Here is an 18,017-nt window from a genome sequence, read left to right on the forward strand (position 1 = left end):
CTCTGCCGGGGCTGCGTTTTGTTTCTGTGATCGGCAGCAACGGGCTGCCTGCTGCAAAAGGAACCGCAGACATGAAACATACCAAGTTTATCGCCGCCGTCATCGCTGTCGGAGCTGTCATCGGAGCAACGGGTGCGATAGCGAAGCCGGGCTTTGGCGGCAAGGGCGGTCATGGTCCGCGCATGAGCTTTGAAGAGATGGACACCAATGGTGACGGTCAGGTGACCAAGGCCGAGATGGAAGGGCTGCGTGAGGCCCGTTTTGCGGCGGCGGATACCGATGGTGATGGTCAACTGACACTGGCGGAAATGGAAGCCGCTGCACAGGCCCGCGCCAAAACCCGCGCCGCTGCGATGCTGGAGCGAATGGATGCGGACAAAGATGGCGCACTCAGCCTTGATGAACTGCCCAAGCCGCGCCGGATGGGAAAGATGTTTGACCGCGTGGACGCCAATGACGATGGTGCTATCAGCAAGGAAGAATTCGAGAGCGCGCGGGCAAAATTCCGGGGCCGCCATGGGGCCGGTCATAAACCACGTGGGGATATGCAGGGCGGCGAAGTGGAGCAGAACTGATCCGATACGACAGGTGCATATATCTGCCAATACCGCGGAGCGGGCCCCGGAGCAGGGCCCGCTGATGCCGCCGCCTGACAGCCCGGCGACGCCGATGGCGGAGGGCGTGGATGATCCGGACGGGGCATTGCTGATCCGCTTTGCTGCTGGGGATCCGGAGGCCGCAGCTGTGCTGACGGCGCGGCTGGCCCCCCGGGCCCTAGGCGTGGCACTGCGGGTGCTTGGCAATCGCGCAGAGGCCGAGGACATCACCCAGGAGGCGATGGTACGGCTGTGGCGGCAGGCGGAACATTGGGAGCCGGGGCGGGCGCGGCTTTCGACCTGGCTCTACCGGGTGGTGATGAACCTCTGTATTGATCATAAGCGCCGATTGCGGGGCGGACATGTGGATCTGGACGCCATTCCCGACCCGCCGGACCCTGCAAAATCTGCGGCGGAGCAGATGCAGGACGGGGCGCGGCAGGACGCGTTGCAGGATGCACTCATGCAATTGCCGGAGCGTCAGCGGCAGGCGGTGGTGCTGCGTCACATCGAAGATCTGGCGAATCCGGAGATTGCCGGGATCATGGACATCAGCGTCGAGGCGGTTGAAAGTCTGACCGCGCGGGGCAAGCGGGCGCTGGCGGCAATCCTGGTCGGGCGCCGGGCCGAACTGGGGTATAGTGATGGTTGATAAAACTGGAAAAACCGCGCCCACACCGACGGGCGCTGATGCCGGGGACGGGTTGGGCCCGGCGGATCTTGTGGCGGCTGAACTGGCGCTTGATGATCTTTTTGCCAGCGCGCGGACCGCTGCCCCGGCCGCCCTCCCTGAGGTGCTGGAGCGGGCGATCCTGAGCGAGGCTGCGGCGACACAGGCGGCGATCCTGGAGCGTCAGGCAATGGGATCAGATCTGACCGCGCAGCCGGGCGCTGCGGGCAGCGGAGTTTTTGCAGGGTTGCGGGACTTGTTGGTCGGGCTTGGTGGATGGCCTGCCCTTGGCGGATTGGTCACGGCCAGTGCTGCCGGGCTGTGGATCGGGTTGGCGCCGCCTGCGTTTCTGCCCGACCCGGTAAGCCTGGCGGGGCTGGAGCAGGTTGATGACAGCCTTCCCTATGATAGCTACGACCTGGCCGTGGTGCTGAGCGAGGAGATGGAATGACCAACGAGACCCGCACATCCAAACCCGGCCGCCGCTTGCGCTGGCTGCTGATGGCGTCGCTGGCGCTGAACCTTGCGGTGGTTGGCGTCGTTGCCGGGGCGGCCTGGCGGTTTAACGACCACAAAAGAGGCGCCGGAATGCCGCCTCCGGTCGGGGCCATGCTGTTTCGGGATCTGGATGCTGAAACCCGGCGCAGCCTTCGCAGTACGGCTGAAGGCGAGCACGGCAGCTACAAGGGCCGGCGGCGTGCGGAAGGGGACAAGGTGGTTGAGCTGCTGCGGGCCAGTCCCTTTGATGCGATGGCGCTGGGGGGGATGCTGGAGGGGCAGGCCACACGGCGGCATGAATTCCAGCGCTCCGTTCAGGCGGCCTGGCTGGATCAGATTGTTGCGATGACTGCGGGCGAGCGGGCGGCCTATGCTGACCAGCTTGAGCAGCGTATCCAGCACCCGAAACGGCGCAACTGGCGGCACTGAGCAGGGAGGTCGAACCGACCGGTTTTTGATCACCGGACAGCTGGGGCGATGGCTATCTGGAATACCGAACGGGGCAGTGAGAGGATCGCTGCCCCGTTTCATGTTTCTGGACCAAATGGCTGCTCGGCCGGTCCTGCCTGTATTTGCGCCAGTTGTCTGCCGGGTTGTCCCGGTCTGTGGCAACTGGCGCCCAGTGACACTGTCCCGTGTCTGGTGATCTTTGTCCGCGCCGTTGACGGCGCGGGCCGCGTTGTCGCTGTCAGGCTGCGAGGTCTGCCAGCGAGACTTGATTGCGTCCGGCATGTTTGGCCGAATAGAGCGCGCGGTCGGCATTGGTGATCAGGGCGCTGACGGCGCTGTCGTGATCCTGCGGCGCGAGATCGGTGCCGTCGCGCTGATCCACAGCCGAGGCGCGTCCGCCGATGACAACGCCGATGCTGATGGTCACAAAGATCGGCGCGTCAACGCCGGGGATATGGAACGGTTTGCTGTTGATCCGGTTGCAGAGATCACTGGCAGCGGCTTCGGCCATCGCCTCGCCAATTGCGGGCATCACGATCATGAATTCTTCGCCACCGACGCGGGCCAGCAGATCGACCGGGCGCAGTGCGGTTTGCAGGCGTTTGGCTGCTTCGATCAGCACCGCATCGCCGACCGGGTGGCCGTAGAGGTCATTGATCTGTTTGAAATGGTCAAGGTCGGCCAGCATCACTGCAAATGTTTCGCCGGTCTTGGCAGAGGTGCTGGCGACCCGCTCAAGGAAGGGTTTGGCATAGCGGCGGTTGAAGAGGCCGGTCATCGGATCCTCAACGGCGGCGCGCAGCCCGTTGCGGACGGTGTCGCGCAGCTGATCAATGCGTGCCTTGTTGCGCAGCTGGCTATCAAGCCGGAGCGCCAGCTCGGCGACGTCGAAGCCGGACTGAAGCACATCATGCGCCCCCCGGTCCAGCGCCTCAGCGGCGATGGCGGGGTCGGCGGGGTGGACGACGGCAATGACCACGGATTTGCGGGTGGTCGCACGGGCGCGCAGATCCGCCAGCAGACGCAGGCCCTGCGCCAATGTGTTGCGTCCCAGTTCGATCACGATGGCATCAGGCACCGGTTCGCGCATCAGGGGGTGAACCGCATTGAACTGATGGTTGCACAGCCGGTAGGGCACACGCGGTGCCAGCTGGGCCTGCCAGTAGACGCCGGTGGCGGATTGTTCGGTTACCAAGGCCACCTGTGCGCCGCTCAGGCCCGCGCTGATATGTGGGCTGGAGAGGGGCAGGGCATAGCCATGGGTATTGCCCCGCTGCAAATTCAGCTCTTCCTGGGTGCTGCTGGCGCGCAGCAGGCTGCGGATCCGGGCCTGCAACATGGTGTCATCCAGCGGCTGCAACAACACATCGTCAATCCCGGCAGTAAGGGCGGCCAAACGGCGGTCGGCGTCGCTGTCGTGATCGATGGCGATCATCGGAATATCGGCAAGCTGGTCATCGGCGGCCAGCGCCTGTTTCACGGCGACCGCGTCGCCATCGGGCAGCGACATGGCACTGAGGATAAGATCGGGGCGGCAGCGCAGGGCGGTCTTGGCAATATCGGCAACAGTTTCGGCCTGAACCACCCGATAATAGGCGGCGGACAGCTGAACCTTCAGCATGATCCGGTTGGTCGCAACACCGTCGATAATAAGGATAGTGCCCTGCACGTGGTGCCCTTTCGCCCCTTGCGTTGGAATTGTCTCAAGTTTTAATGAGACTGGTTAACAAACCCTTTCGTATTTTCACCAATTTGACCGCGAAGTGTCAGGAATGTGTGCACATATGCTATTTTCCGCCGATGCAGCCGAGACTTTAGGCTTAAAAGCGCTTGCCTGGCTGGCAGGCAACGACGAGTTGCTGCCGGTTTTTCTGGGCGCAACCGGAGCGAGTGAGGCGGATCTGCGTGAGCAGGCCGCCAATCCCGAGTTTCTCGGCTCGGTTCTCGACTTTCTGACGATGGATGACGCTTGGGTCATGCAGTTCTGTGACAGTGCCGGGCTGGCCTATGATCAGCCGATGCAGGCGCGTATGGCGCTGCCGGGCGGGGCGCAGGTTCACTGGACCTGAGTTTCGCGAATGTGGCGGCGTTGATCGGCGGAAACCATCGCGCCGTTAAGGGATGTGATTAACCTCTCTTACCGGGACTGAGCGTCCAAAGCCTCGGGCTGGCTGGCGCGGCGGTCTTCAATCACCTATGTATCGGGGCGACGTCCCTGGTGGATTGATGACCACAGCCCCACGTCTGTTCCCTTGCGCCTGAGGCCGGCGCGGTATTGGGGGCGGATTTCTGATCTAGGAGTGCCCATGCCCGTTGATGCCCTGCTGTTCGACAAGGACGGAACGCTGTTTGACTTTGCCGAGACCTGGAACCGTTGGACCGGGCGGATGCTGGATCTGCTGTCGGAGGGAGATACGGATCGGTTACAGGCGATGGCGGCGGCGATAGATTTTGACCTGGAGACGGGAAAGATCCTGCCCAGCAGTCTGGTGATCGCCTCCACCAACCGGCAGGTGGCGGAGGCGCTGGCGCCGCATGTGCCACAGATGGATCTGGATCAGCTGGAGCAATATATGGCCGAAAGCGCCGGTGAGGCGGACCTGGCCGAGGCCGTGCCGCTGGCGGCCTTCCTTGATGATCTTCTGGCGCGGGGCAAGGTGCTGGGGGTGATGACCAATGATGCGGAACTGTCTGCAAAATCACAGCTCAGTCGCAGCGGTGTACTGGATCGCTTTGCCTTCGTTGCCGGGTTCGATAGCGGCCATGGGGCAAAGCCGGACGCCGACCCGTTGCTGGCCTTCTGTGCCGCCACCGGTATCGCACCGGAGCGCACCGCCATGGTGGGCGACAGCCTGCATGATCTGGAGGCTGGATCGGCGGCGGGGATGCACCGGATCGGGGTGCTGACCGGGCTTGCCGGGGCAGCGGAACTGGAAGCCCACGCGGATGTGGTTCTGCCGGATATCGGCCATATCCCCGGCTGGCTGGATCGCTGACCGCGTCGCCAGCGGTGGTTTGGTGGCCTCCGGGTCAGGCGAACTGGACACATATGCCCAGAAATATGCAGTCTGACCAGGGTTGGCGCTGAAAAGCGACCAAACCTGTCGGGAACAGGCATTCGGAATGCGCCTGAACAGGGCCTGCTGACGCTATGAGCCAACGGTAGCGCGGCCCCATGGGCGGTCGCGCCGATCAGCTGACAGCAGGGGAGGGCGGCCATGACAACCGAGACACGAACCCGAAAACGTGGTGGCGGACGCGCTGGTGCGGCGGCCCGGCGCGGGGATGCGGTGATTGAGCAGATGCCATGGTCGGTGCCACGCAACATTGATCGCCCGATTGAGCCGCTTGGCCCTGAGGGCGTGGCGGCCATTCACGATGGGGCGATGCGGATCCTCGAAGAGATCGGCATCGTGTTCCTTAACGATGAGGCGCTTGAGATCTTCAAGGAGGCGGGCTGCAAGGTCGTGGGTGACCGGGTTCATCTGGACCGGGAGTTCGTGATGGAGATGGTCGCCAAGGCGCCATCGGAATTCACCATCACGCCGCGCAATCCCGATCGAACCCTGCCGGTGGGGGGCGATCATATCCTATTCGGCAATGTGTCTTCGCCGCCAAACTACTGGGATATGTCCCTGAATGCCAAGGTCGCGGGCACCCGCGAGCAATGTCAGAACCTGCTGAAGCTGACCCAATATTTCAACTGCATCCACTTTGCTGGCGGCTATCCGGTGGAGCCGGTGGATATTCATGCCTCGGTCCGCCATCTGGATGTGCTCTATGACAAGCTGACGCTTACGGACAAGGCGATGCACGCCTATTCGCTGGGCAAGGAGCGGGTCGAGGATGTGATGGAGATGGTGCGGATCGCGGGAGGGCTGACTCATGAAGAGTTCGAGGCCCGTCCGCATATGTATACCAACATCAACTCCACCTCGCCGCTGAAACACGACCAGCCGATGATCGACGGTTGCCTGCGGCTGGCACGGCGGGGGCAGGCGATCGTTGTCACGCCCTTCACGCTGGCGGGGGCGATGGCACCGGTGACCATGTCCGGAGCTGTGGCGCAATCCATCGCCGAGTCGCTCTCGGCGATTGCGCTGTTTCAATATATACGCCCCGGCACGCCCTGTGTGATCGGCACCTTCACCTCCAATGTGGATATGAAATCCGGTGCCCCGGCCTTTGGCACGCCGGAATATATGCGCTCGACCCAGATGACCGGGCAGATGGCGCGCTATTATGGCCTGCCGATGCGGTCGTCCGGTGTTTGTGCGGCCAATGTACCGGATGGGCAGGCGATGTGGGAGACGTCCAATTCGCTCTGGGCGGCAGTGCAGTCGGGCACCAATATGGTCTACCACGCGGCCGGATGGCTGGAAGGCGGGCTGATTGCCAGCCCGGAGAAGTTCATCATGGATTGCGAAATTCTCCAGCAGATCCAGCGCTACATGCAGCCGGAAGTCATCGGCACCGGCCCTGAGGATATCGCGCTGGAAGCCATTCGCGAGGTCGGCAACGACGGCCATTTCTTTGGTATTCAGCACACGCAGGATCGCTATAGCACCGCGTTTTATCAGCCCTACCTCAGTGATTGGCGCAACTATGAGGCCTGGGAGGCGGCAGGCGCGGTCTGGACGCCGGAACGGGCACATAACATGTTCAAGGAGATCATTGCCCGATTTGAAGCGCCACCGCTGGATGTGGCCCGGCACGAGGAACTGGCGGACTTCGTCGCACGCCGGAAATCCGAGGGAGGCGCGCCAACTGATTTCTAACGCCAGTTGAGGGGAAGTTTCGCGCGTTCAGACCTCTGCCATTATTTTGCGCAAGTGTATAAGTCAGGCCGATCTAACGAGAGAATCGCTGCCATGACTGACCCGGATACTGCGACCGCTTTGCGCGCCCGTTTGCCAATGGTGGCTTTGGGTGCGGGCAGTGGATTCGCGCTGTGGCTGCTGGCGCGGGACTGGGATCAGCTGGGTCTCTCTGAGAGCCTGTTTCTGGCGATGTTTGCGTTTCTGTCCAGTTTTTGCGGCGCATCACTGGCCATGATCGGACCGCTGTCGCTGCTGCATGCGTTGCGCGGGGCGCTTTGGATTGCGGTGCCGATGACCGCGCTGATGCTTCTGGCGGCGTTGCGCTACCCGGTTGCGATCGACCTGTTAGAGAACGAGACCTTGGTGCTGATTGCGCTGACGCTTGGCGCGATGGCCTGCCCTTTTGTGTTGCTGCGGCTGTCCGCGCCGGAGCGCTGGACCTGGTTTGCGGCACTGTCTGCGGCCAGTTGGGGGATTGCGTTTCGCCTGGCCTGCGGGGTCGGATTTGTCGCTGTCTTCTGGATCCTTGGCTTGTTGTCCAATGCCCTGCTGGATCTGGTCAATATCACTATTCTTGAAGACATCGCCGAGGTGGACTGGCTGGCGCTGATGCTGAGCGGCGCGGTTTTCGGTCTGGGCCTGGCGGTGGTGCAGGAGCTGGGGGGCGGCGGCGCGCCGCATCTTTTGTTTCGGTTGCTCAGCCTGCTGCTGATCCCGGTTCTTCTGGTGGTCGGCCTGTTTTTGGCGGCGATTCCGCTGCAGGGGTTGTCCAGCGCCTTTGGTCATCTGTCCTCAGCTGCAACGCTGATGGCGATGTCAGCGGTGATGATGACACTGGTCTGCGTGGCGCTGACCCGGCAGGAGCAACCAAAGGGCGCAAACGGCATCGCAGCTCGGCAGTTGGCGATTGGTCTGATGCTCGTCACTGGTCTGGCGGCCTGGGCGGTGTTGATGCGGGTCTGGCAATATGGTTGGACGCCGGATCGCATCTATGCGCTGCTTTTTGCGATGATGTTACTGCTGCATGGGTTGGTCTATGCCGGCTGCGCCGCCATTGGCGGGGCGCATTGGCCGGATCTGTTGCGCCGCGCCATTGTCGGCCTGGCGCTGATGACAGGTGCCACCCTGGCGCTGGCCCTGACTCCGCTGGTGGATGCGGGGCGCATTGCCGGCAACAACCAGGTGGCGCGGGTGCTGGCAGGTGAGACCAAAGCAGAAGAGCTGCCCCTGTGGCAGATGGCTCATGACTGGGGGCAGGGCGGGCTTGACGCTCTGGCGCGGTTGGATGCCCATGCGGAAGAGACCGGCGACAAGGACCTCTCCAAGCGTCTGCAGTTGGCGCGCAGCGCCGCGACCCGTTGGCAAATAACGACGGACGCGGTGGATGTTACCGATGATCAGCGCAAGGAGCTGATTGAACTGCTGCCCGTACGACCTGCCGGAGCCTTGGTAACAGCGGATGATTTCAGGGGCCTGAAGCGGTTTCAGCTGCTGCGCTGGATTCGCGGGTGCAAGCAACTGCTGCCGGATGGCAACGCGGGATGTGTGCTTATTCGCGGCGCGCTGGGTGCAACCTCCGACGAGACGGCGGACTTCGCGTTGCTGTTCTTCAGAGAAGGTCGTGACGGAGCGCAGCTGGAGAGCCTGGCCCTGCGGTTTGGCCCGGACGGTGCAGATATGCTAGGCCGTGTGATTCTGGAGCGCGGGACACCAGTGGAAGAATGGGCAACAGAGCAGGTCGAGGCTGCGCTGGCGGCAGCGCAGGCTGACCGTTTCGAGATATCTCCGGCACGGCAGAATACGCTGAAGCTGGGGGGGCTAGAGGTTCTGGTAAGGCCCTGACATCTGACTGCGGGAAAACCGTAGCAATTTTAATTGTTGGCCCTTTATTAACCAGGCTGGGCCAAAAGTAGAGACACGTAACAAGGGGCCAGTGATGCACGGTCTGATCAATAGGGCATTCCAGGCGTTTGTCAGCACCACCTTCGGGAAGGACAGCTGGCAGGCAATCATGGATACGGCGGAGCTCGGCTTTAGCGAGTTCGAAGCCATGCTTACCTATACGGATGAGCAATCCCAGATCATGTTGCGGACTGCAGAGGATATTCTGAAACGCCCGCTGCCGGAAATGCTGGAAGATATGGGCACGTTTCTGGTGTCAAACCCGCAGCTGGAGGCGCTGCGCCGATTGCTGCGTTTTGGTGGGGTCAACTATGTGGAATTCCTGCATTCACTGGATGATTTGCCGGATCGCGCACGGCTGGCTGTCGCAGATCTGAACCTGCCGGGGCTGGAGTTGATTGAACAGGCGCCGGGGCAATTTGAACTGCATTGCCAGCCCGGTCTGCCCGGGTACGCCCATGTATTGATGGGGGTCCTGAGGGCGATGGCGGATGACTACGGCGATCTGGTTTTCCTTGATCATTCAGGCACGCAGGACAACGCAGAGGTGATTGCGATCACCCTGGTTGAAACTGAATTTGCCGAAGGCCGCGCCTTCGATCTGGGGGCGCATTCACTATGATGCTGAGCATGCGGGAAATCTCCTCCATCGCCAATGAAATCTGTCCGATGCATGTGGTTATTAACCATGAAGGGCGGATTACCGGGGTTGGGCCGACATTGCGCAAACTGCGCCCGGATACCGAATGGATCGGCAGCCGGTTCTTTCGGGTCTTTGATCTCGCGCGGCCGCGTCGGGTCCGGTCGACTGAGGACCTGATCAAGACAGCCGGTGCAAAACTGCATCTCAATTTCCGCGATGCTCCGCAAACCGGTCTGAAAGGGGTGCTTGCCCCCTTCCCGGAGGGTAAGGGCGGGTTCATCAACCTATCTTTCGGCATTTCAGTGCTTGAAGCGGTGCGCGACTATGATCTTACAAGTGCTGATTTTTCCCCGACGGATCTGACCATTGAGATGCTCTATCTTGTTGAGGCGAAATCCGCCGCTATGGAGGCGTCACGCCAGCTTAATCTACGCCTACAGGGGGCAAAAATCGCCGCAGAGGAACAGGCGTTTACAGATACGCTGACAGGTGTGAAGAACCGCCGCGCGATGGATCACATCCTGAATCGGCTGATCTCCTCGGGCCGGGATTTCTCCCTGATGCATGTGGATCTCGATTTCTTCAAAGAGGTCAATGACACGCTTGGCCATGCGGCGGGGGATACCGTCCTGCAACGGGTAGCGAAGCTGATGGTGCAATGCACCCGTCAGAATGATACGGTCGCAAGGGTTGGTGGGGATGAGTTTGTTCTTATCTTTGAGGGTCTTATTGACCGAATACAGCTCTCAGGTATTGCCCGTCGGCTGATTTCTAGCATCGAGGAACCAATCCCCTTCGGTGATAAGACCTGCAAGATTTCGGCGAGCGCAGGGACCGCACTTTCTGCGGCCTTTTCGCAAGGGCTGGACGCGGCAACGTTGCTCCATCAGGCGGATGTGGCACTTTATGCTGCAAAAAACGCAGGCCGGGCGCGCCACTTCTTCTATCAGCCTGGTATGGATGAGCAGGATGAAGCCTAATGCTCAGCCAGTCGGTGGATCTGCGGTGGAGCTGGTCTTTGCGTGTGATCTGATGCGGGTGGACTGATGCGCTGGTGCCGTGGTCCCGAGGCTATCGCGTGGAGCCGGGTCTGATCGAAAGGTCGTATGCATGCCGCAGGTGCCCTGATGATTGACCCCTATGAGTGACAGCGGGCAGAAAGTGGTTCGACCGCAGCAGTCAGGCATACACGAAGCGTGTTTCCGAAAGTGTTCATATTACAATGTTCAGGGGAAACAGAGTGGCAGCCCGTAGGGGAATCGAACCCCTCTTTCCAGGTTGAAAACCTGGCGTCCTAACCGATAGACGAACGGGCCACTTGGTCTGTGAGGGCGTGTTTACTGAGTACATCGCCCCGGCGCAAGAGGGATTTTGACATCAGCGCGAGTTTTTTTCAACCTCGTGAAATATCCCGCAAGCTTATGAAAATTATGAAAATAACTTGATGCACCGCCTGTGGTATCCGACGTGTTCCCGCGAGCAACTTCTGTCGCTGCTTGGATCGCGGAAAGTGGCACTCACAGGCCAGCGCCCTTGGCGGAACGGGCGACAGATCGTCGAGGCCGCGCCATGATGCCGGGCTGCTGCAAATGTCGCACAGGCAGCATTCTGCAAGATGCAGGCGGTCAATCGAAGGTGATATGCGGAAAAGTGGCAGCCCGTAGGGGAATCGAACCCCTCTTTCCAGGTTGAAAACCTGGCGTCCTAACCGATAGACGAACGGGCCACTTGGTGTGAGCGGGTATTTAGTGTCTTGGGCCGGAACCCGCAAGCTAAAAAACACCAGTATTGCAATTTATTTTGTCGTGGGCGGGCGGCGGTTATTTTCGACTGCTAGGCTCTTTGTGTGCTGCGCTTTTCGGGGCTGATCTCAGGCCTCGGCGGCATCCTCCAGCCGCAGCTGTACGGATTGGCGGCCCCCCCAAGTATTGATTTCAAGCCGACCGGCAAAGTGGAAACGGGCGCCGCCGTGATCCAGCAGGCGCGATCCCAAAGCAGTATCAAAGGCGCCAAAGCAGATGGCATCAATCCCGCTGCTCAACCCGTCACTGAGTGAGAGTTTCAGGTGGCTTTCGCCAACCCGTTTGGCAAATCGCACCTGTAGGTCGGGAAACCCATAGCGGGGGGCGGGCGCGCCGGCCCCAAAGGGGCCTGCCTGTTCGATCTGTTCGATCAACGGTACCGTTGCGGCACCGGGCATCAACATGCCGTCCAGTTTCAGGTCACTTGGGCCCAGATCACCGGCGCCCTGTTTGGCCAGCAGTTCGCTCAGCCGCGCCATGGCGGGTTCCAGCTGGTCGCGCGCGACCGTCAGCCCAGCTGCCATTTTGTGTCCGCCGCCCTTGATCAGCAGCCCCTCAGCCGCAGCGCGCTGGATGGAGGCGCCCAGGTCAATGCCGCTGACCGAGCGGCCAGATCCCTTGCCCTCATCGCCATCCAGGCCAATCACGATGGCGGGACGGCCGGCAGCTTCTTTCAGGCGAGAGGCAACGATGCCAACAACGCCGGGGTGCCAGCCTTCACCAGCGGCCCAGACCAGCGGCGCATCCAACCCGCGCGCCTCCGCCTGCTCCAGCGCGGCGGCGCGAACGGCGTTTTCAATATCGCGGCGCTCGGTGTTCAGCTCATCCAGCCGGGCGGCGATGGCTTCGGCCTCGGCCGGGTCGCTGGTCGCCAGCAATCGCGCACCAAGATCGGCCTTGCCGATGCGCCCGCCAGCATTGACCCGTGGCCCGAGCAGAAAGCCAAGATGATAGGTGGAGGGGGCAGAATCCATCCGCGAGACATCCGCCAGCGCCACCAGTCCGGGCCGCTGACGAGTGGCCATGACCTTCAGCCCCTGACGCACCAGCGCGCGGTTGGCTTCAATTAGGGGTGCCACATCCGCAACGGTGGCCAGTGCCACCAGATCCAGCAGGGCCATCAGGTCAGGACCGGTGCCAAGTCCCTTGTCCCGCATCTGGCGGCGCAGCTCGACCAACATCAGAAACACCACGCCTGCAGCACAGAAATAGCCTAGGTCGCCGTCCTCATCCTGGCGGTTGGGATTCACCACTGCGACACAGTCCGGCAGGGTCTCTCCGCCCAGATGGTGGTCGAGCACGATCACATCAGCGCCTTTGGCGGCGGCGATCGGACCATGGGACAGCGTGCCGCAATCGACGCAGACAATCAGATCGTGATCACGGGCCAGCGCGGCCATCGCGGCGTCATTGGGGCCGTAGCCCTCGTCGATACGGTCGGGCACATAGAGCGTGGCGCTCAGCCCTACCTGGTTTAGCCAGACCAACAGCAGCGCTGCTGAGGAGCCGCCATCAACGTCATAGTCGGCAAAGACCGCGATCCGCTCGCGCCGCTCCACCGCTTGCAGGAACCGGGCCGCAGCGGGTTCCATATCTTTCATCCGGCGCGGATCAGGGAGCAATTCCTTCAGCTGCGGCATTAGAAAACCGCTGGCCTCATGGGAGGGGACGCCGCGCCGGGCCAGCACCTGACAGACGGCGGCGGGCAGTGCGGTCTGCTGTTCCATCATCTCGGCTGCGCGGGCGACCTCCACATCGGGGCCAATCCAGCGACGCCCGCTGAGTGAAGTCTCAACTCCCAGAAAGCTCATGTCGTCGTCCCTTTTCCGCGTGATTGCCCCGGCCCCTGACGGGCGTTCTCATGGCAAAGGCCGGATCTGCGCGGACCCGGCCTTTCACCTTTCTTCAAATACTCAAAACCCGACCTTTGCGTAGCGTCGCAAGATCAGATCCTATTGATGCGCGCTGAGCGGAGTCCGGTAGCTCATCCGGCGCACGGACCCGGTTTTGGAGCGCATCAACAGCGTGGTGGTTTCCACCCAACCCGGTTGACGTTTGATCGCGGGCAGCAGCGAACCGCCGGTGACGCCGGTGGCGGCAAAAATCACATCGCTGGTGACCATTTCGTCACGGGCATAGACGCGGTCCAGATCGGTGATGCCGGCCTTGGCGGCGCGGGCTTTCTCATCATCGTTGCGGAACAGCAAGCGGCCAAAGATCTGACCACCCATGCATTTCAGTGCGGCAGCAGCCAGCACGCCTTCGGGTGCGCCGCCCTGGCCCATATACATGTCGATGCCGGTGATTTCGCTTTCGGCGCAGTGCATTACGCCGGCCACATCGCCATCGGTGATCAGGCGAATGGCGGCGCCGGTTTCGCGCACCTCAGCGATCATCGCTTCGTGGCGGGGGCGCTCCAGAATGCAGACGGTGATGTCAGAGGGGGCGCAGCCCTTGGCCTTGGCCAGCGCCTCGACGCGCTCGCGCGGGCTCATGTCCAGCGAAACGACATTTTCCGGCAGGCCCGGGCCCACGGCCAGCTTGTCCATATAGGTGTCCGGCGCGTGCAGCATAGAGCCGCGCGGCCCCATCGCGATCACGGTCAGCGCGTTCGGCATATCCTTGGCCGTCAGCGTGGTGCCTTCGAGCGGGTCCAGCGCGATATCAACGCCGGGGCCTTTGCCGGTGCCGACTTCCTCGCCGATAAAGAGCATGGGTGCTTCGTCCCGCTCGCCTTCGCCGATGACCACGACGCCTGCGATATCCAGCAGGTTCAGCTGTTCGCGCATGGCGTTGACGGCGGCCTGGTCGGCGGCTTTTTCATCGCCGCGGCCGATCAGCGGTGCGGAGGCCAGAGCGGCCTGCTCAGCCACGCGGGCCAGGCCGAGCGACAGCAGGCGGTCGTTGAATGCGGCGTCGTTGGTGTCAGAAGTCATAGCCAATGTCCTATCTCAATCCCGGGTCGGTGCCGTCGCATACCCTGCATCTGGCAGTGCGGGCAAGGGCGGTTGGCGGTAACGGCGCGCTGCAATCGGCACTGTTTCCGCTGTTTTTTACATCTGATGGCGCTCAGACCTCTTCGATACGCAGCGCAACAGGCTCACCTGCCACAACATCGGTCTTGGCCAGATCTTCCAGTGCCGTCTGCAGGGTGCTGGAGGTGCATTTATGGGTCACGATCAGTACTGGCGCGGTTGGTTCAGAATGGCCGTATTGGCGCATCCGGTCGATGGAGATCCCAGCATTGCCAAGGGCAGCAGCCACCTTGGCCAGTGCGCCCGGCTTGTCCAGCAGCGCCAAGCGCAGATAATGCGGAGCGGCAAGGCTGGTCTGGGCCGCAGGGGCATCTTCCAGAGAGGTCGCAGGCTGGCCAAAGGTGGCCAGGCGGCTGCCGCGGGCCAGATCGCAGATGTCACCAAGGACTGCGCTGGCGGTCGGACCTTCGCCGGCACCGGGGCCGCGCAGGACGATCTGTTCAACCGCGTCGCCTTCAATCACCACCATATTGGTGCCGCCTTCCAGCTGACCCAGCGGGGAATTCGCAGGCACCAGACAGGGCGACATACGCTGTTCCAGCCCGCGCCCGGTGCGCTGCGCCACGCCCAGCAGCTTGATCCGGTAGCCCATATCGGCAGCGTGGCGGATGTCGTCGAGACTGATGCGCTGGATACCTTCCAGCTGCACATCGTCAAAAGCGGGCTTGGTGCCAAAGGCGATGGCGGACAGGATCGCCAGCTTGTGACCGGCGTCGATACCGCCGACATCCAGGTTGGGATCGGCCTCAAGATAGCCAAGGCGGCCACATTCCTCGAACAGGGCGTTGTAGCCCTGACCGGTGGCTTCCATCTGTGTCAGGATATAGTTGCAGGTGCCGTTCATAACGCCCATGACGCGGGTGATTTCATTGCCTGCCAGACCTTCGGTCAGCGATTTGATCACCGGGATGCCGCCCGCTACAGCCGCTTCAAAGCGGATGACGCGGCCTGCAGCCTCGGCCTGTTCGGCCAGCGCCTGACCGTGGATCGCCAGCAGCGCCTTGTTGGCGGTAACGACGTCCTTACCTGCCTCCAAGGCGGCCTCGGTTGCGGCCTTGGCAGCGCCTTCATGGCCGCCCATCAGTTCGACAAAGACATCGACATCGTCGCGGGTGGCCAGCGCCACGGGGTCGGTTTCCCAGGCATAGTCGCCAAGCGGCACGCCACGGTCCTTGCTTGCGTCCCGCGCGGAGACGGCTGTGATCTGGATCTGGCGTCCGGTACGGGCCTCCAGCATGGCTGCTTGACGGCGGATGATCTTGATCACGCCGGTGCCAACCGTGCCCAAACCTGCAATACCAAGGCGAAGCGGCTCTGTCATAGCTGGGGATCCTTTAATTCCGAAAGACGTCTCCCCGCCTTAGCGGGTTCGGCGCAGCGGTGCAACGGCGGCGGCGATACGCGGCGGACAAATCCCAAGACAGGGCGTGTGTTGCTGTGAGATCAGACGGTTTTGCCCGCAGCTGAGGGGGCTGCCAAGCTGGGGGCCTTGCGTCAGGGTTGTGCTGCGCGCAGCCTATCTGCGCGGGCCTGCAAACGGGCGGCGCGCGCTTCTAGCGTGTCTTCCAGCGCTTTGCTCTCCTCAGCTGCGGATGTGCCGGGGTGAAGCGCATCCTCCAAGGGCACAAGGGCAGGGTAGGCGGCGCCGCGCAGATCGGGTGTAAGCCGGTCCTCCAGCTCCGGCACGCGGGCACAGGCCGAGGCGAGCGCAGCTGCGGCCAACAGGGGGAAAAGCCGAGAATGCCGACGGAGGGGGTCCAATCCCGAAGTTGCACAAATGCTGGGCATCGGGAGCCGGGTCTTGGACTGTGCGGGCGATTGCATAAAAACCATCCTTGTTCACTATTCCCTTGATGCACATATTGGTGAAAAGGCACAAGCGGGGCTTTTATATGAACGAATGTTCATATAAAATGGAGAGATGGCACGTACCCAAGGTTCACATTCCGATATCACCGGTCCGCGCATCCGCGCTGCGGCGCTGAAGCTGTTTGCCCAACATGGCTATGCGGCGGTCTCAATGCGCCAGATCGCATCCGAGGTCGGTGTGCAGGCCGGTGCGCTCTATAACTATACCCCTGACAAGCAGAGCCTGCTGTTCAGCCTGATGGAAGGTCATATGACGGAGTTGTTGCAGGCCTGGCAGGATCTGCGGGACCCGGATCAGACTGTGTCTGCTGGCAGTGCCGAAGATCACGTTCTGGCACGGCTTGAGGCCTTTACCCGGTTTCACATCCGCTTCCATCTGGAACGACCCGACGCGGTTTTCATTGCCTATATGGAGTTGCGAAACCTGTCGGAAGACAATTTCACCGCTATCGAGTCCCTGCGTCGCGAATATGAGAATGCGCTGGAAACGATCCTGAAAGACGGGGTGCGGCTGGGCGTGTTCCATATCCCCGACACCAAAATCGCAACTCTGGCGGTGATTGCGATGCTGAACGGTGTGATGACTTGGTACCGCAGCGGCGGGCGTCTGTCGCTGGACGAGGTCGAGGCAATTTATTGGGACATGGTACAGAAATCCGTTCGCGCCTGACCCTATGTGCCTGCCCCCCCCCCTGAGGGTTGGTGCCGCGCTGCAACGCGACACCAAGCGGGCAGTCTGAGGCGGATCTAGTGGGCGGGCCGGATAAACTGACCATTGCGCAGATCCCTGAAGGCCTGCCGCAACTCATCCTGGGTGTTCATGACAATCGGGCCATGCCAGGCGACAGGCTCCTCAATCGGGGCGCCTGAGATCAGAAGGAAGCGAACCCCCTCCGGGCCAGCCTGTACGGTGATTTCTTCACCGGTGCCAAACCGGACCAGCGTACGATCGCCGGACATATCGCGGATGTGCAGTTCCTCGCCCGCGACCTCTTTCTCCAGCAGCACACCCTGCGGCGTTGCAGCATCGACAAAGGCGCCCTGACCGGCAAAGACATATGCAAAAGCGCGCCGGTATGTGTCGATGCGAAAGGTCTTTTTTATACCGGGCGGGACGGAGACATCCAGATATTGCGGATCGGCGGCGATGCCGTCGACGGGACCGCGTTTGCCCCAGAAGTCACCAACAATGACCTTCACCCGGGTGCCGTCGTCGTCAATTACCTCGGGAATGTCCTTGGCGGTGATGTCCTGATAGCGCGGGGCGGTCATTTTCTGGCTGGCGGGCAGGTTGCCCCAGAGCTGAAAACCATGCATCTGGCCCTTGGCATTCCCTTTTGGCATCTCCTGATGCAGGATGCCCGATCCGGCGGTCATCCACTGCACGTCGCCGGCGCCCAATGTCCCATTGTTGCCCAGAGAGTCGCCATGGTGAACGGTACCGTCCAACACATAGGTGATGGTCTCGATCCCCCGGTGGGGATGCCAGGGAAAACCGGCTTCGAAATCTTCGGCGCGGTCATTGCGGAAGTCGTCGAACAGCAGGAAGGGGTCCAGTTCGCTCGGGTCGTGAAACCCGAAGGCGCGGTGCAGCTTGACGCCTGCACCTTCCAGCGCGGGTGTGGCGGGACGGGTTTCCAGGATGGGACGGATCGACATGGCAGGTCTCCGGTTGCTGTGTAAGACCTCATAGATAGGTCTGTGCGAGTGTGTCGGAAAGCCCCTCTGGTTA

Annotated in this window: 17 protein-coding genes and 2 tRNA genes; 11 read left to right on the forward strand and 8 right to left on the reverse strand. The window is 61.9% G+C overall.

The window, feature by feature from the left end; translation table 11 throughout:
• Positions 1–71: 71 nt before the first annotated feature.
• The 4 genes from J4721_RS00795 to J4721_RS00810 all read left to right on the forward strand — a co-directional run bounded on the left by J4721_RS00795 (position 72) and on the right by J4721_RS00810 (position 2,193).
• Positions 72–575 (forward strand): EF-hand domain-containing protein, encoded by a 504-nt coding sequence (locus tag J4721_RS00795; protein WP_076619463.1) that lies wholly within the window; start codon positions 72–74, stop codon positions 573–575.
• Between the two features lie 64 nt (positions 576–639).
• Positions 640–1,248 carry an RNA polymerase sigma factor gene (locus tag J4721_RS00800; protein WP_211001889.1) on the forward strand — a complete coding sequence of 203 codons (609 nt, stop codon included), beginning with the start codon at positions 640–642 and terminating at the stop codon, positions 1,246–1,248.
• Complete coding sequence (locus J4721_RS00805) at positions 1,241–1,717, forward strand: hypothetical protein (protein ID WP_102869641.1); 477 nt, start codon at positions 1,241–1,243, stop codon at positions 1,715–1,717. The genes J4721_RS00800 and J4721_RS00805 overlap by 8 nt, the downstream gene beginning before the upstream one ends.
• Positions 1,714–2,193: a periplasmic heavy metal sensor gene (locus J4721_RS00810; protein ID WP_014879448.1), complete on the forward strand. Its 480-nt coding sequence runs from the start codon at positions 1,714–1,716 to the stop codon at positions 2,191–2,193. Before J4721_RS00805 ends, J4721_RS00810 begins: the two co-directional genes overlap by 4 nt.
• Positions 2,194–2,452: 259 nt before the next feature.
• On the opposite strand, the gene J4721_RS00815 is transcribed toward J4721_RS00810, so the two are convergent.
• Complete coding sequence (locus J4721_RS00815; protein WP_211001890.1) at positions 2,453–3,883, reverse strand: diguanylate cyclase domain-containing protein; 1,431 nt, start codon at positions 3,881–3,883, stop codon at positions 2,453–2,455.
• Positions 3,884–3,998: 115 nt separating this feature from the next.
• On the opposite strand from J4721_RS00815, the gene J4721_RS00820 reads away from it, so the two are divergent.
• The 6 genes from J4721_RS00820 to J4721_RS00845 all read left to right on the forward strand — a co-directional run bounded on the left by J4721_RS00820 (position 3,999) and on the right by J4721_RS00845 (position 10,559).
• Positions 3,999–4,283, forward strand: a complete 285-nt coding sequence (locus J4721_RS00820; protein ID WP_027247729.1) for a DUF3572 domain-containing protein — start codon at positions 3,999–4,001, stop codon at positions 4,281–4,283.
• Between the two features lie 237 nt (positions 4,284–4,520).
• Positions 4,521–5,210 (forward strand): HAD family hydrolase, encoded by a 690-nt coding sequence (locus J4721_RS00825; protein ID WP_014873966.1) that lies wholly within the window; start codon positions 4,521–4,523, stop codon positions 5,208–5,210.
• Between the two features lie 222 nt (positions 5,211–5,432).
• Entirely contained in the window at positions 5,433–6,992 is a 1,560-nt protein-coding gene (locus J4721_RS00830; protein WP_102883173.1) for a trimethylamine methyltransferase family protein, read from the forward strand.
• A 93-nt stretch (positions 6,993–7,085) separates the two neighbouring features.
• On the forward strand, positions 7,086–8,876 hold the full coding sequence (locus tag J4721_RS00835) for a DUF4153 domain-containing protein (protein ID WP_211001891.1): 1,791 nt from the start codon (positions 7,086–7,088) through the stop codon (positions 8,874–8,876).
• Positions 8,877–8,970: 94 nt separating this feature from the next.
• Entirely contained in the window at positions 8,971–9,558 is a 588-nt protein-coding gene (locus J4721_RS00840; protein ID WP_014873969.1) for a heme NO-binding domain-containing protein, read from the forward strand.
• The gene (locus tag J4721_RS00845; protein WP_076620077.1) at positions 9,558–10,559 is read left to right on the forward strand and encodes a GGDEF domain-containing protein; all 1,002 of its coding nucleotides are present in this window, start codon (positions 9,558–9,560) and stop codon (positions 10,557–10,559) included. Before J4721_RS00840 ends, J4721_RS00845 begins: the two co-directional genes overlap by 1 nt.
• 261 nt (positions 10,560–10,820) lie before the next feature.
• On the opposite strand, the gene J4721_RS00850 is transcribed toward J4721_RS00845, so the two are convergent.
• The 6 genes from J4721_RS00850 to J4721_RS00875 form a co-directional block, all read right to left on the reverse strand.
• Positions 10,821–10,895: transfer RNA gene (locus tag J4721_RS00850), tRNA-Glu, on the reverse strand.
• Between the two features lie 335 nt (positions 10,896–11,230).
• A tRNA-Glu gene (locus J4721_RS00855) sits at positions 11,231–11,305 on the reverse strand.
• Positions 11,306–11,449: 144 nt separating this feature from the next.
• A complete protein-coding gene (gene recJ / locus J4721_RS00860; RefSeq protein ID WP_211001892.1) occupies positions 11,450–13,192 on the reverse strand; it encodes a single-stranded-DNA-specific exonuclease RecJ in 1,743 nt (580 codons plus the stop codon).
• A gap of 141 nt (positions 13,193–13,333) precedes the next feature.
• A complete protein-coding gene (glpX, locus tag J4721_RS00865) occupies positions 13,334–14,317 on the reverse strand; it encodes a class II fructose-bisphosphatase (protein WP_014873972.1) in 984 nt (327 codons plus the stop codon).
• 133 nt (positions 14,318–14,450) lie between these two features.
• Positions 14,451–15,737, reverse strand: a complete 1,287-nt coding sequence (locus J4721_RS00870; RefSeq protein WP_014873973.1) for a homoserine dehydrogenase — start codon at positions 15,735–15,737, stop codon at positions 14,451–14,453.
• Between the two features lie 173 nt (positions 15,738–15,910).
• Positions 15,911–16,240 carry a hypothetical protein gene (locus tag J4721_RS00875; RefSeq protein ID WP_102858109.1) on the reverse strand — a complete coding sequence of 110 codons (330 nt, stop codon included), beginning with the start codon at positions 16,238–16,240 and terminating at the stop codon, positions 15,911–15,913.
• Between the two features lie 97 nt (positions 16,241–16,337).
• Between J4721_RS00875 and J4721_RS00880 the strand changes: the two genes are divergently transcribed.
• Complete coding sequence (locus J4721_RS00880) at positions 16,338–16,955, forward strand: TetR/AcrR family transcriptional regulator (protein ID WP_027247726.1); 618 nt, start codon at positions 16,338–16,340, stop codon at positions 16,953–16,955.
• Positions 16,956–17,032: 77 nt separating this feature from the next.
• On the opposite strand, the gene J4721_RS00885 is transcribed toward J4721_RS00880, so the two are convergent.
• Complete coding sequence (locus tag J4721_RS00885) at positions 17,033–17,944, reverse strand: pirin family protein (RefSeq protein WP_211001893.1); 912 nt, start codon at positions 17,942–17,944, stop codon at positions 17,033–17,035.
• Positions 17,945–18,017 lie beyond the last annotated feature (73 nt).

Origin of the sequence: Phaeobacter sp. HS011 (assembly GCF_018101215.1) — a bacterium.
In the GTDB taxonomy this organism is placed as follows: domain Bacteria; phylum Pseudomonadota; class Alphaproteobacteria; order Rhodobacterales; family Rhodobacteraceae; genus Phaeobacter; species Phaeobacter inhibens.

What these genes read in the sequence shown, in the direction of transcription:
- J4721_RS00825 (WP_014873966.1), top strand. Translation starts at nt 4,521, where the DNA reads ATGCCCGTTGATGCCCTGCTGTTCGACAAGGACGGAACGCTGTTTGAC.
- J4721_RS00870 (WP_014873973.1), bottom strand. Translation starts at nt 15,737, where the DNA reads ATGACAGAGCCGCTTCGCCTTGGTATTGCAGGTTTGGGCACGGTTGGC.
- J4721_RS00885 (WP_211001893.1), bottom strand. Translation starts at nt 17,944, where the DNA reads ATGTCGATCCGTCCCATCCTGGAAACCCGTCCCGCCACACCCGCGCTG.
- J4721_RS00840 (WP_014873969.1), top strand. Translation starts at nt 8,971, where the DNA reads ATGCACGGTCTGATCAATAGGGCATTCCAGGCGTTTGTCAGCACCACC.
- J4721_RS00810 (WP_014879448.1), top strand. Translation starts at nt 1,714, where the DNA reads ATGACCAACGAGACCCGCACATCCAAACCCGGCCGCCGCTTGCGCTGG.
- J4721_RS00830 (WP_102883173.1), top strand. Translation starts at nt 5,433, where the DNA reads ATGACAACCGAGACACGAACCCGAAAACGTGGTGGCGGACGCGCTGGT.
- glpX (WP_014873972.1), bottom strand. Translation starts at nt 14,317, where the DNA reads ATGACTTCTGACACCAACGACGCCGCATTCAACGACCGCCTGCTGTCG.
- J4721_RS00845 (WP_076620077.1), top strand. Translation starts at nt 9,558, where the DNA reads ATGCTGAGCATGCGGGAAATCTCCTCCATCGCCAATGAAATCTGTCCG.
- J4721_RS00875 (WP_102858109.1), bottom strand. Translation starts at nt 16,240, where the DNA reads ATGCAATCGCCCGCACAGTCCAAGACCCGGCTCCCGATGCCCAGCATT.
- J4721_RS00800 (WP_211001889.1), top strand. Translation starts at nt 640, where the DNA reads ATGCCGCCGCCTGACAGCCCGGCGACGCCGATGGCGGAGGGCGTGGAT.
- J4721_RS00880 (WP_027247726.1), top strand. Translation starts at nt 16,338, where the DNA reads ATGGCACGTACCCAAGGTTCACATTCCGATATCACCGGTCCGCGCATC.
- recJ (WP_211001892.1), bottom strand. Translation starts at nt 13,192, where the DNA reads ATGAGCTTTCTGGGAGTTGAGACTTCACTCAGCGGGCGTCGCTGGATT.
- J4721_RS00805 (WP_102869641.1), top strand. Translation starts at nt 1,241, where the DNA reads ATGGTTGATAAAACTGGAAAAACCGCGCCCACACCGACGGGCGCTGAT.
- J4721_RS00835 (WP_211001891.1), top strand. Translation starts at nt 7,086, where the DNA reads ATGACTGACCCGGATACTGCGACCGCTTTGCGCGCCCGTTTGCCAATG.
- J4721_RS00820 (WP_027247729.1), top strand. Translation starts at nt 3,999, where the DNA reads ATGCTATTTTCCGCCGATGCAGCCGAGACTTTAGGCTTAAAAGCGCTT.
- J4721_RS00795 (WP_076619463.1), top strand. Translation starts at nt 72, where the DNA reads ATGAAACATACCAAGTTTATCGCCGCCGTCATCGCTGTCGGAGCTGTC.